This is a genomic window from Paraburkholderia sp. LEh10, from assembly GCF_017814945.1.
GTDB lineage: Bacteria > Pseudomonadota > Gammaproteobacteria > Burkholderiales > Burkholderiaceae > Paraburkholderia.
In genome coordinates this window covers 88,401-101,335 of record NZ_JAGIPX010000016.1, presented here as the reverse complement: position 1 = coordinate 101,335, position 12,935 = coordinate 88,401, and the positions used below count along the sequence as shown (strand labels likewise).

Sequence of the window (12,935 nt, the reverse complement as noted above, 5' to 3'; positions counted from 1 at the left end):
GTCTCGCGCCATTTTTTTGAATCGATCAAGCAAGGTTCGCTCAGCCGATCGTCATCAAATTCGCATTACCGCCTGCTGCGGCCGTATTCACGCTCACCGAACGTTCCGTCAGCAGACGCTCGAGTGCGTAATCCTCATCGCCGCTTTGCAGCGCGCCCGAAGCGACGCCCTGCACCGATACGATCGGCCCTGTGCGCTTCGCGACATCCTTCACGAGCGTCAGCAGTTCGTCGCTGTCGCCTTCGAAAAGCACGGCATCGAACGATGCTTCCGCATTCTTCTTGACGCCAGCGTACTGCTTTAGCGTCGCCGGCAGCGCGGCGTAAAGCTGCTCGCCCGCCGCGCCTTCAAACAGCGCCTTGTTGCCTGTCGCAAGCGCCGCCGCGAACTGCACGCGCGCGCCGCTCGCCGTCGACGCGACGCACAGCACCGTGCCGCGCGCGCCGAGCGTGTACGTGTTGCGCTCGCCCGTCGGACCGGTGAGCACCGCCGTCGCGCCCGCCGGAATGTGCGACAGGTACCCGTCGCAGCGCGCGGCCAGCACCGGCTCGCGTTCAGCGATCAGCCAGTCGCGCAGCGCCGTCAGCGCAGCCGCAGGATTATCGCTTGTGCCGTTGCCGTTTTGGGAACCGCTTTGCCCACCGCTTTGCCCACCGCTTTGTCCACCGCTTTGTCCACCGCTTTGTCCACCATTAGGCGCACCTTGCGTATTGTCGACGGTCAGCGTCAGCGCGAGCGACTTGGGCAAACCAGCCGGACGCGTCGCGAGCAAACGCTGCAGATACAGCGCGCCGCCCGCCTTCGGACCCGTGCCCGACAGCCCTTCGCCGCCGAACGGCTGCACGCCGACCACCGCGCCGATCACGTTGCGGTTCACGTAGATGTTGCCTACGTGCGCTCGGCCGATCACATGCGCGATCGTCTCGTCGATACGCGTATGGATGCCGAGCGTCAGTCCATAACCCGTCGCGCGGATCTGTTCGAGCAGCTTGTCGAGCGCGCTGCGGCGATAACGCACGACATGCAGCACCGGGCCGAATACTTCGCGCTTCAGTTCGTCGATGGTGTCGAGCTCGATCAGCGTCGGCGGCACGAACGTGCCGGCCGCGCAACCTTCGGGCATCGGCATCTGCGTGACCTTGCGACCCTTCTCGCGCATCGCGGCGATGTGCGCATCGATGCCGCGCTTCGCCTCGGCATCGATCACGGGACCGACGTCGATCGACAGACGGTCCGGGTTGCCGACGGCCAGTTCCTTCATTGCGCCCGTCAGCATTTCGAGCGTGCGGTCCGCGACGTCGTCCTGCAGACAGAGAACGCGCAACGCCGAGCAACGTTGACCGGCCGAATCGAACGACGATTGCAGCACGTCAGCGACCACCTGCTCGGCGAGCGCCGACGAATCGACGATCATCGCATTCTGGCCGCCCGTTTCGGCGATCAGCGGAATCGGCCTGCCTTCGGGGTCGAGACGGTTGGACAGCGTCTTGTTGATGAGGCGCGCGACTTCCGTCGAACCGGTGAACATCACGGCGCGCGTACGTGCGTCAGCGACCAAAGCGGCGCCGACCGTCTCGCCATCGCCCGGCAGCAGTTGCACGGCGCCTGCGGGGACGCCCGCTTCACGCAGAATGCGCACGGCCTGCGCGGCGATCAGCGGCGTCTGCTCCGCCGGCTTGGCGAGCACGGTGTTGCCTGCGGCGAGCGCGGCGGCCACCTGTCCCATGAAGATCGCCAGCGGGAAATTCCACGGGCTGATACACACAACAGGGCCCAGGGGACGATGCGTATCGTTCGAGAACTCGTCGCGGATCTGCGTCGAGTAGTAACGCAGGAAGTCGATCGCTTCGCGGATTTCGGAAACGGCGTTCGGCAACGACTTGCCCGCTTCACGCACGACGAGGCCCATCAGCGTATGCATCTGCGCTTCGAGCAGATCGGCGGCGCGCGCAAGGCAATCGGCGCGCGCCTCGACGGGCGTCGCCTGCCAGATCGGCGCGGCGGCGACCGCATGCGCGAGCGCGGCGCTCACGTGTTCCGGCGTCGCTTCGACAACCGTGCCTACGAGATCGCGATGATCGGACGGATTGCGCACATCACGCGCGTTGCCGACGGCGATCTCGTTGTCTTCGAGCATCGGCGCCGCGCGCCACGGATGATGCGCGCTCGCCAGCAGCGCCGACGACAGCGACGCGAGTCGATGTTCGTTCGACAGATCGAGGCCCATCGAATTGACGCGCTCCACACCGTACAGATTGCGCGGCAGCGGAATCTTCGCGTGCGGCGCGCCAAGCGGCGTGACCTTCGACGCTTCTTCCACGGGATCGGCGACGAGCTCCTTGATCGGCACGCTTTCATCGGCGATGCGGTTCACGAACGACGTGTTCGCGCCGTTTTCGAGCAGGCGGCGCACGAGGTACGCGAGCAGCGTCTCATGCGTGCCGACGGGCGCATACACGCGGCACGGACGGTTCAGCTTGTCGCGGCCCGTGACTTCTTCGTACAGCGGCTCACCCATGCCGTGCAGGCACTGGAACTCGTACTGGCCGGGATAGTAGTTCTGTCCCGCGAGGTGATAGATGGCCGACAGCGTGTGCGCGTTGTGCGTCGCGAACTGCGGATAAACGGCGTCGGGCGCGCTCAGCAGCTTCTTCGCGCACGCGACGTACGACACGTCCGTATAGATCTTGCGCGTGTACACGGGATAACCTTCGAGGCCATCCACTTGCGCGCGCTTGATTTCCGTATCCCAGTACGCGCCCTTCACGAGGCGCACCATGATGCGGTGACGGCTGCGGCGCGCCAGATCGACGATGTAGTCGATCACGAACGGGCAACGCTTCTGGTACGCCTGCACGACGAAGCCGATGCCGTTCCAGCCTTGCAGTTCGGGATCGAAGCACAGCGCTTCGAGCAGATCGAGCGACAGTTCCAGACGGTCCGCTTCTTCCGCGTCGATGTTCAGGCCGATGTCGTAGCGCCGCGCGAGGATCGCGAGCGCACGCACGCGCGGCAGCAGCTCGCTCATCGTGCGTTCCTGCTGCGAGCGCGAGTAGCGCGGATGCAGCGCCGACAGCTTGATCGAAATGCCCGGGCCTTCGTAGATGCCACGGCCGCCCGCCGCCTTGCCGATCGCGTGGATCGCCTGCTCGTACGACGCGTAGTAGCGCTGTGCGTCGGCTTCCGTCGTCGCGGCTTCGCCGAGCATGTCGTACGAGTAGCGGAAGCCGCGCGCTTCGAACTTGCGGCTGTTCGCCAGCGCTTCGGAAATGTTCTCGCCCGTGACGAACTGCTCGCCCATCAGGCGCATCGCCATATCGACGCCCTTGCGGATCAGCGGCTCGCCGCCCTTGCCGATCATGCGCGTCAATGCCGACGACAGACCCGTTTCGCTATTCGTCGTCACCAGCTTGCCGGTGATCATCAGACCCCATGTCGCCGCATTCACGAACAGCGACGGCGCGTGGCCGACGTGCGAGCGCCAGTCGCCCTTGCTGATCTTGTCGCGGATCAGCGCGTCCCGAGTCGCGCGGTCGGGAATACGCAACAGCGCTTCGGCGAGACACATCAGCGCCACGCCTTCCTGGCTCGACAGCGAGAACTCGTGAATCAGCCCTTCGACGCCACCGCCCGAACGCTTGCCGCGCAACGCTTCCACGAGACGCGTCGCGAGCGCCTGCACGTCATTGGCGATGTTCGCGGGCAGGCGCGCCTGGCCGATCAGGAACGGCACGCACTCCGGCTCGGGGCGTCGATACGCTGCCGTGATCGCCGCGCGCAGCACCGACTGCGGCTGCACGTTCTGTGCGAATTCGAGGAACGGATGCAATGCGTCGCTCTCATCGGACTCGGTGGCGGCGCCGTCGGCCAGCTCCGTTGCACCGTGATGTCCGGTGAGTTCGGCGGGCAGCTGGCCATGCTCGATCTTCTCCAGATAAGCGAAGATCGCCTGCTTGATGAGCCAGTGCGGAGTGCGTTCGAGACGCGCGGCGGCATCTTTCAGCCGGGTACGCAGGAGGTCGTCGACCTTGACGCCAAGGGTGGTGCTCGCCATGTTTCCTTCTTTCACATGCCGGCCGGACGCCGGCCAAAGACTAAAAAGTTGGCCGAATCGTACCCCTCTCAATAAAAAGGTGCAACCAATTCCATGATTCGGTTGCACCCTCTTGTGAGCGTTGTCGCACAAGGGTTTGAGACCATCATGCACCGTTGGGATGCACGCGGTTGCGCTCGGTATTTTCCCTGGATCGGTTTATTTTCGAGCGGCCCTTATTGAAATCCGAATCGCGCCGTTATATCGATCACGGAATGCGCAACGACGCACGGTACGGGGTTCAAAGTCTCGCTATAACTCCTCCCATCAAGCGGGTAACGGAGTACGCAATGACAGACGGTACGGGGTTTTGAAGTCATAACAAGGTGACCCAAATGGAAAAGTGGCTCGTAGTAGCGGGCATCTGGATGCTGTTCGCGACGTGCATGGTGCTGTTCATTCGTGGCGCGATGGGCGCGTCGCGCAGCAAGCCGGCCGCCGCCGAAGTGAACGAAGACGAACGCGAGGGCAAGCAAACGGAGTCGTTTCGGGCCTGAGCGCCGCGTGCCTGCCGCAGGCGAGCACTCGGAAGCGGGTGCTTCGACGCGGAAAGGTCAACGCTGTGGCAAGGACTGACGACAACCGTCGCGCGGCGCGACGAGTCGATCGTGCACACGACACAGCCGGCTGTCAGCGACACTGGCGCCGCAACCCGAACTGAAAACAACGAGGCCCGGAATGCTGTGCTCAAGTGAATGCCGATCGTCGGCGCGGAACCGGCAATCCGCGCAGCAAGGGCGGCGCGCGCCGGGCTGCGCGCCGATCTTGTCGTCGAGGACTGCTGGCGCCCTCATGAGCCCTGCCCCGAGCTATTCCGATACGGTGCGGACACGCGCGCGGACAGCGCGCAACCGATGGCGATATTGACGGCAACGCCTACCGTGATGGCGATAAACGGCTAGATGTCGAGCGGATCGACCTCGATGCTCCAGCGCAGCACGCCTTTGAGCGCGCGCAACAATGGTTGCCACGCGCGCAGCGTGGCCTGCAATGCCGCGCGCGACACGCTTTCGATCAGCAGTTGCGCGCGATGCACGTGCATCACTTTGACGATGGTCAGCGGCACGGCGTCGTAGACGGTTACGCGGCTCGCGGCGGGAATCTCAGCGAGCGCCGCCGCGGCCTGTTGCAGGAAGGCCAGCGCGGCGTCCAGCGTGCGGCCCTCCGCGCGCAGCATCGCCTGATAGACGAACGGCGGCAGATGCGCGTCGCGACGCTCGGCGAGTGTCGCATTGGCGAAGCCGACGTAGTCGTGGCGAGCCAGCGCGTGGTACAGCGCGTGACGCGGATAGCGCGTTTGCACCAATACCTCACCCGGCAGACCGGCACGCCCTGCCCGGCCGCTCACCTGCATCAGTTGCGCGAAGAGCCGTTCGCTTGCGCGGAAGTCGTGCGAGAAAAGCGCTGTGTCCGCGTTCAGCACGCCGACGAGGGACACGCGACGGAAATCATGCCCCTTCGCGATCATCTGCGTGCCCACGAGAATATCGACCTCGCCCGCGTGCACGTCGGAGAAGAGCGCCTGCGCACTGCCCTTGCGCCGCGTGCTGTCGGCGTCGATTCGCAGCACGCGCGCGCCCGGCACCGCGCTGGCAAGCGCCTCCTCGACACGCTGCGTGCCTCTTCCGAGCGGCGCGATATCGACGTTGCCGCATTCCGGACACGAGCGCGGAATACGCGATTCCCAGCCGCAATGATGACAACGCAGCGCGCGCTCGGGCTTATGCAGCACGACATAGGCGCTGCAACGCGGGCAACCCGCGACCCAGCCGCAAGCGTCGCACGCCAGCTGCGGCGCATAGCCTCGACGATTGAGGAACACGAGACTTTGTTCGCCACGTTCGAGGCGCACTTTCAGCGCCGCGATCAGCGGGCCCGACAGGCCTTCCACCGATGCCCGTCCGCGTCGCCGTTCGTCTTCGAGATCGACGAGTCGGACGGTGGGTAGCGCGGCCTCGGCGACGGCGCGGCGCGACAACGTGAGCCGCTTGTAACGCCCCTGGTCGACCTGCCACCAGCTTTCCATCGATGGCGTCGCCGAACCCAGCACGACGGAAATGCCAAGCTGCTTCGCGCGCCAGATCGCCAGGTCGCGGGCCGAGTAGCGCAAGCCCTCCTGCTGCTTGTACGCGGGATCGTGTTCCTCGTCGACGACGATGATCGCCAGCTGCGGCAGCGACGCCAGCACCGCGAGCCGCGTGCCGAGCACGATGCGCGCGCGTCCCGCGTGTGCCGCAAACCAGTTGCGGGCGCGTTCGCCTTCCGCGAGCCCGCTGTGCAGCGTGACGATCGCCGCGTCGTCCATCGACGCAAAACGCGCGCGGAATGCCGCCTCGAATTGCGGCGTGAGATTGATTTCGGGCACGAGGACGAGCGCCTGCGCATGCGGATTCGCGGCCAGCAAGCCGGCCAACGCGCGCAGATAGACTTCCGTCTTGCCGCTGCCCGTCACACCATGCAGCAGGAAAGGCGCGAAGCCTTGCGCGTCGCCGATCGCTTCGACGGCGGCCGCCTGCTCGTCCGTGAGCGTCGGCAGCGCGGAGCCAGGCGGCGTTTGATGTTGCGCGGGAAGCGGCGCGGATGGCTCGATCACGTCGAGCGCGACCCATCCTTCGGCTTGCCACGCTTCGAGCGTCACGGCGGCTTTCGGATGCAGCGCGCGGGCATCGATGGCAGACAGCGATTCGACGTCCGCAAGCGCCGCCGCCAGCCGACGCAGCGCGCTGGCGCGGGCGGGCAGCGCATCCGGCAGGGCGGCATGGCCAGCGGGCAGCAATCGGTAGCGCTCTTCCGGCGCAAGCAGCCGGGCCCAACGCGCGGCGTCGCGCAGCGCCTGCGGAAGCGCCGGCAACGCAACCTCACCGATGCCGCGCTGATAGTAGTCAGCGGCGAACTGCGCGAGTTGCAGCCAGTGCTCCGAAAGCGGCGGACAGCCAGTGCACACTTCGTCCACCGACCTGAGACGGTCGCCGGGCACCTCGCTGTGCGCGGTCACTTCCATGACGAGGCCAACGATACGCCGCTTGCCGAACGGCACGCTGACGAGCATGCCGGGCGCAGGCGCCCGCCTGGCGTCGCAGCGATAGTCGAACAGCGTCGGCAGTGGATGATCGAGCGCGACGCGGACATAGGTGCCCGTCAGATCGTCGGGCCGCATAGGCACCATTCGCGTAGGCAGCGGTTCACACGCCGAGGGCCGGGACCGTCAGACTTAAAGTAAAACTTCAATTTCCGCGCTAAGTTTTGAATTTGCATCGAGAAATGCGCAAAGTCCCGGCTGCCTGTGGATAACTTTGTTGAGAACTCGGCTTCGATGTCTCGAAGGCCGCGCCGCGCGAGCCTCTTTGTGGGATTGCGCACATTTGTCTTAAGAACCCGCGAAGCCTTGTCACTCAAGGGATTGACCAGAAAAACGACGATATTTCAAGACGGGCACGATGATCTATCCCTCTACCGCGTCGCAGCGTGACAAATGTGCATAAGTCAAGTCTTGACAAGGCGAAGAGGACCAGCGGGCGGGCAATGGAACGCTATTTTCCCCCTCGCGCGGAAAACCCGGCGCGCTGCGTTGCAACAAAAACGTCACAGTCGCAAAGCCGCTTTATGCCGGCTGGCCGCCGCCCGCGGATCTGAGCGCCCGACTGTGCCGATGCACTTCATCGACCAGCTCGGCCACGTGCTCCGGCGGCGTGAACTGCGAAATACCGTGCCCCAGGTTGAAGACGTGGCCAGGGAAATTGCCAAAGCTGTCGAGCACGGCGCGCGCCTCGATCCGGATTGTCGAGGGCGATGCAAACAGCACGGAAGGATCGATGTTGCCCTGAAGCGCGACCTTGCTGCCGACGCGCTCGCGCGCCTTGCGAAGATTCACCGTCCAGTCGAGACCGACGGCATCGACGCCCGTCTCGGCGATCTCTTCGAGCCACAATCCGCCCCCCTTCGTGAAGGTGATCACGGGCACGCGGTTGCCGTCGTGCTCGCGCTTCAACTGGCTCACGACCTGCCGAATGTAGTGCAGCGAGAAGCGTTGATAGACCCCGTCGGCGAGCGCACCGCCCCACGTATCGAAGATCATCACCGCTTGCGCGCCCGCCTCGATCTGCGCGTTCAGATACGCGGCGACCGCCTTTGCATTGACGTCCAGAATGCGATGCATCAGATCCGGGCGGCCGTACAGCATCGACTTCACCGTCCGGAAGTCGTCGGAACCGCCGCCTTCGACCATGTAGCACGCAAGCGTCCACGGGCTGCCCGAAAAACCGATCAACGGCACGCGCTGGCGACCTTGCGCGTCAGTCAGCGCGGTGCGGATCTGGCGCACGGCGTCGGTGACGTAGCGCAGCGTGCTGTCGATATCGGGGACGGCGAGGCGCGCGACATCGTCTTCGGTACGCACGGGACGCGCGAACTTTGGCCCTTCGCCCACCTGGAAATCGAGGCCGAGACCCATTGCATCGGGGATCGTGAGGATGTCGGAGAAAAGAATCGCGGCGTCGAGCGGATAGCGATCCAGCGGCTGCAACGTGACTTCCGTCGCGTAGTCGGGATTCTTCGCGAGCCCGAGGAAACTGCCCGCGCGGCTGCGCGTCGCGTTGTACTCCGGCAGATAGCGTCCTGCCTGGCGCATCAGCCAGATCGGCGTGTACTCGGTAGGCTGGCGCAACAGCGCACGCAGGAAAGTGTCGTTGAGGAGGTTGTGGGCCACGTTGCTCGCGACTGAAGGCAAAGCGCCATTTTAACCGTTGGACGCCCGCCGCCGCCTCCGTGGTCCCCGCAATTGCTGTTTGTCCTATCCCTTCCGGTCGATGGTCACGGATAGTTGCGCTGGCTATTATCGATTCGGTTGACTCACGATAAACAACGATAAAGGAGATTCAATGAAAAAAGCGACCTTGGTCCTCGTAAGCGCGCTGTGCTTCGGAGGCGCGGCGCATGCGCAAAGTGCCGCACCTGCACCGTCCAGGCTCGACGATATTCTCGCGCGCGGCACGCTGCGCGCCTGCACGACGGGCGACTACAAGCCCTACTCCTTTTATAGGCAGGACGGTCAGTTCGAGGGCATCGACGTCGATATGACCGAATCGTTGGCGAAATCGCTCGGTGTGAAGGCGGAGTTCGTGAAAACATCCTGGTCGAACCTGATGAACGATTTCCTGGCGAAGTGTGACGTCGCTGTGGGCGGCGTCTCCACCACACTCGACCGCCAGAAGCGCGCATTCTTCACCGACGCGTACCAGGTAGACGGCAAATCGCCCATCGTTCGTTGCGACGACGTCGGCAAGTACCAGACGGTAGCGCAAATCGATCGGCCGTCCACTCGTGTGATCGTCAATCCGGGCGGCACCAACGAGCGCTTTGCGAAGCAGTACCTCCCGCACGCGACTCTCACCGTTTATCCGGACAACGTCACTATTTTCAAGCAGATTCTTGCTGGCAAGGCAGACGTCATGGTGACGGATGCGTCCGAGACGCTGTTACAGCAAAAGCTCAATCCGGGGCTGTGCGCGGTGCATCCGGACAAGCCGTTCCAGTATGGGGAGAAAGCGTGGCTTGTGCCGCGAGGGGATGTGGTGTTTCAGCAGTACGTTGATCAGTGGCTGCATCTTGCACGCGCCACGGGCGAATATCAGGCTATCTCCGACAGATGGCTGAAATAGCACCGAGTTTGTGACGGAGGGAGCAGTCGCACTTACCGATCGGGATATGCCGCTGCTTTCCGAATGTTTTCGTGCCAGACAGTCGGTCTGTTCTCAGAAAAGACCCTTGAGGACGGTCGAAGAATTGTGCGCTGCAACATACACGTGCTGTTGCATGGCGCACGGCTGCCTCAAACATGTGCTCGCGGAATCCGTATGAGCATTTGAAATTCAATGCGTAACAGGAGCGCTCAAATGGCGCATCGGACGATTGACCGCTATAGCGCACCGCAATATGCGCTCCGAACGAACGGACGAAACTGCGCGTAGTGGTCTCAAAAGGTATAGGTAATTATTACTTCAAAAGCAGTTTTTGGCAGTAAAGAATGCCGCAACGCCTTATCTGACGGGCGTTACAACCTGAAACACTTTGTTACCGCGCGCGCCGGGTAATTCGCCCACAATGCCTTTCACGGGTTCAGCAAGGATGCGACCGGGTAGCAGTGTCTTTGTGCACAACCATTTGGTCGGTCGGCGCAGGCGCCGAAGCTCTTCATAGGGGCATCTCTGCTGGAGTCGTGATCGGCGCGGATCGCGCTGATTAGTCGGTTCCTCCAATGGTCTCCTCGCGCTAACCCCGTAGCGTGTGGTTTTTAGCGGGCTCCAGGCCCGCTTTTTTTTTGCCTCGCCAAACGTTTGCGCGCTATTGAGTCTTCGTGCGCGAGCCGGCTAGCTTGAAAGCAAAACGCCGTGTGACTTGCACACGGCGTTTGTTTTTTCAGCTGGCAAGCTGGCAACAGCGCCCAGTCAAGCCGTCTTGTCTTCCTTCAGGTGTAGTTCGCTGATCATCCGTTCCCGCATGACGAACTTCTGAACCTTGCCCGTCACGGTCATCGGTAATTCGTCGACGAAACGGATGTATTTAGGAATCTTGTAGTGGGCGATCTGTCCGCGGCAGAACTCCTGCAGCTCTTCGGCAGTGAGATGTTCGCCAGCGCGCAGAACGACCCATGCGCAAACTTCTTCGCCGTACTTCGCATCGGGCACGCCAAAGACCTGCGCGCTCTGAATCTTCGGATGTCGGAATAGGAATTCCTCGATTTCGCGCGGGTAGATGTTCTCGCCGCCGCGAATCAACATGTCCTTCAGCCGGCCGACAATGTTGCAATAACCGTCAGCGTCGATTGTCGCGAGATCGCCCGTATGCATCCAGCCGTCGACGATGCTCTCACGTGTCTTCGCTTCGTCACCCCAATACCCCTTCATCACCGAATAACCGCGCGTGCACAGCTCGCCTGTTTCGCCGACGGGCACGATGTTGCCGAGCGCGTCGACTACCTTCACTTCGAGATGCGGCTGAATGCGACCGACTGTGGTTGTCCGCTTGTCCAAAGGATCGGTCGTCGAGCTTTGGAACGACACTGGACTCGTCTCAGTCATGCCATAAGCGATCGTGATTTCCGCGAGGTGCATCTGCGAAACGACGCGCTTCATTGTTTCAATCGGGCATGGGGACCCGGCCATGATGCCCGTGCGCAGACGCGTGAGATCAAACGTCGCAAAATCCGGGTGATCCAACTCGGCGATGAACATCGTCGGCACGCCATGCAGCGCCGTGCATTTTTCATCAGCGACGGCCTTTAGTGTCGCGCCCGGATCGAACGCTTCCCCCGGGAACACCATCGTCGCGCCGACCGATACGCACGCCAACACCGCCAGCACCATCCCGAAGCAGTGATATAGCGGCACCGGGATGCAAAGCGAATCCTGCTCGGTTAGACGCATTGCCGCCGCGATGTAGCGTGCGTTGTTGACCACGTTCCGATGCGTCAGCGTGGCGCCTTTTGGGTTGCCCGTCGTGCCGCTCGTGAACTGGATATTGATGGGGTCGTTTGCGTCGAGTGTCGTCCCGATCACGTCGAGTTTCCCCAGATCGAGCCCGATCCGCCCACGCTCGATGACATCGGAGAACGTCAACATGCCCGGCGTCTCGGCGTCGCACATGCGAATCACGATGCGCAACTCCGGAAGACGCGCCGCGTGAAGATCTCCAGGCGTGGCCGTTGCGAGTTCGGGCGCCAGTTCTTGCAGCATCTGCAGATACATCGACGACTTGAACTTCTCTGCCGAAATGATCGCCTTGCAACCGACCTTGTTTAGCGCGTACTCCAGTTCCGCAAGCCGATAGGCAGGGTTGATGTTGACGAGGACAGCACCGATACGCGCCGTCGCAAACTGCGTCATCAGCCATTCGAAGCGGTTAGGCGACCAGATGCCGACGCGGTCCCCCTTCTGGATGCCAAGCTCCAGCAAACCCGACGCCAAGACGTCGACTTCTTGCAGAAACTCCCTCCAATTCCAGCGAATATCTTGTTCGCGAAACACCACGGCGGGGCGCTCGGGAAAGCGCCGTGCCGTGTCGACGAGAAACTGCCCCACCGTCGACTCGCTCAGAGGCACGTCGGTCGATCCGCGTACGTATGAGAGCCCGTCCTTTGGTTCGATGAGCGCGCCCGCTCCTGCAGCCTGCGTTGCCATGGTGTTGTCTCCAGAGGTGAATCGCCGTATTGAAATGTGTTTGCGACCGATTTTGCCCCGGCGAAGCGCCACCGGGCATCAAGTCTTACCCGCAGCTTTCCAGCTGCTCACGGGATCGGTATGATTTTGCTGACCTTTCCGTAAACGTCAAGTAGAAGACAAAAAAAGCAGCCACACGGGCTGCTTTTCGATTTTGCTGCTTAGTGCTGTCCGCGCAACTTGCGCAGACGCTGGATCGCGGCAAGCTGGGCCGTCGCATACGCGAGTTCTGCTTGCGCAGTCGCGTATTCGAGGTTCGAGCCAGTGTTCTGCAGCGCTTCTTCCGCGCGCTTGCGAGCCTGTTCGGCCTTTGCTTCGTCGAGATCCTTGCCGCGGATCGCCGTGTCGGCCAGAACCGTCACTGCGCCCGGTTGGACCTCGAGAATCCCGCCGGCGACGAACACAAACTCTTCTTCGCCGTTTTCCGCTTCGATACGCACCGCACCCGGACGGATCCGCGTGATGAGCGGCGTGTGACCCGGCAGAATGCCGAGTTCGCCCGCTTCGCCCGGGAGCGCAACGAACTTCGCCTGGCCCGAGAAGATCTGCTCTTCCGCGCTGACGACGTCTACCTTGATGGTTGCCATTTATGTCGACTCCTGGTTGAGCGTGTAGGACGGGGCGCCTGT

General features: G+C 62.8%; 7 protein-coding genes. 2 read left to right on the top strand and 5 right to left on the bottom strand.

Features of this window, described 5'->3' with window-relative positions; translation table 11 throughout:
• Positions 1–40 precede the first annotated feature (40 nt).
• Complete coding sequence (putA, locus tag J8I87_RS15895) at positions 41–4,054, bottom strand: trifunctional transcriptional regulator/proline dehydrogenase/L-glutamate gamma-semialdehyde dehydrogenase (RefSeq protein WP_209932405.1); 4,014 nt, start codon at positions 4,052–4,054, stop codon at positions 41–43.
• 374 nt (positions 4,055–4,428) lie between these two features.
• On the opposite strand from putA, the gene J8I87_RS15890 reads away from it, so the two are divergent.
• Complete coding sequence (locus J8I87_RS15890; protein ID WP_209932404.1) at positions 4,429–4,590, top strand: hypothetical protein; 162 nt, start codon at positions 4,429–4,431, stop codon at positions 4,588–4,590.
• A 401-nt stretch (positions 4,591–4,991) separates the two neighbouring features.
• On the opposite strand, the gene J8I87_RS15885 is transcribed toward J8I87_RS15890, so the two are convergent.
• Both J8I87_RS15885 and hemE read right to left on the bottom strand, forming a co-directional pair.
• Positions 4,992–7,250 carry a primosomal protein N' gene (locus J8I87_RS15885; RefSeq protein ID WP_209932403.1) on the bottom strand — a complete coding sequence of 753 codons (2,259 nt, stop codon included), beginning with the start codon at positions 7,248–7,250 and terminating at the stop codon, positions 4,992–4,994.
• A 444-nt stretch (positions 7,251–7,694) separates the two neighbouring features.
• Entirely contained in the window at positions 7,695–8,798 is a 1,104-nt protein-coding gene (hemE, locus tag J8I87_RS15880; RefSeq protein WP_209932401.1) for a uroporphyrinogen decarboxylase, read from the bottom strand.
• Positions 8,799–8,970: 172 nt separating this feature from the next.
• Here hemE and J8I87_RS15875 point away from each other — a divergent pair, with 172 nt between their 5' ends.
• Positions 8,971–9,750 (top strand): transporter substrate-binding domain-containing protein, encoded by a 780-nt coding sequence (locus J8I87_RS15875; RefSeq protein ID WP_209932400.1) that lies wholly within the window; start codon positions 8,971–8,973, stop codon positions 9,748–9,750.
• A gap of 786 nt (positions 9,751–10,536) precedes the next feature.
• Here the strand turns inward: J8I87_RS15875 and J8I87_RS15870 are convergent.
• Both J8I87_RS15870 and J8I87_RS15865 read right to left on the bottom strand, forming a co-directional pair.
• Entirely contained in the window at positions 10,537–12,267 is a 1,731-nt protein-coding gene (locus J8I87_RS15870; protein ID WP_209932399.1) for an AMP-binding protein, read from the bottom strand.
• 200 nt (positions 12,268–12,467) lie between these two features.
• Entirely contained in the window at positions 12,468–12,893 is a 426-nt protein-coding gene (locus tag J8I87_RS15865) for a F0F1 ATP synthase subunit epsilon (protein WP_087738538.1), read from the bottom strand.
• Between the last annotated feature and the right edge of the window lie 42 nt (positions 12,894–12,935).

Bases quoted from the DNA above. Each gene is read 5' to 3' on its own strand.
- J8I87_RS15865 (WP_087738538.1), bottom strand. From the start codon at position 12,893: ATGGCAACCATCAAGGTAGACGTCGTCAGCGCGGAAGAGCAGATCTTC.
- J8I87_RS15875 (WP_209932400.1), top strand. From the start codon at position 8,971: ATGAAAAAAGCGACCTTGGTCCTCGTAAGCGCGCTGTGCTTCGGAGGC.
- J8I87_RS15870 (WP_209932399.1), bottom strand. From the start codon at position 12,267: ATGGCAACGCAGGCTGCAGGAGCGGGCGCGCTCATCGAACCAAAGGAC.
- J8I87_RS15885 (WP_209932403.1), bottom strand. From the start codon at position 7,250: ATGCGGCCCGACGATCTGACGGGCACCTATGTCCGCGTCGCGCTCGAT.
- J8I87_RS15890 (WP_209932404.1), top strand. From the start codon at position 4,429: ATGGAAAAGTGGCTCGTAGTAGCGGGCATCTGGATGCTGTTCGCGACG.
- putA (WP_209932405.1), bottom strand. From the start codon at position 4,054: ATGGCGAGCACCACCCTTGGCGTCAAGGTCGACGACCTCCTGCGTACC.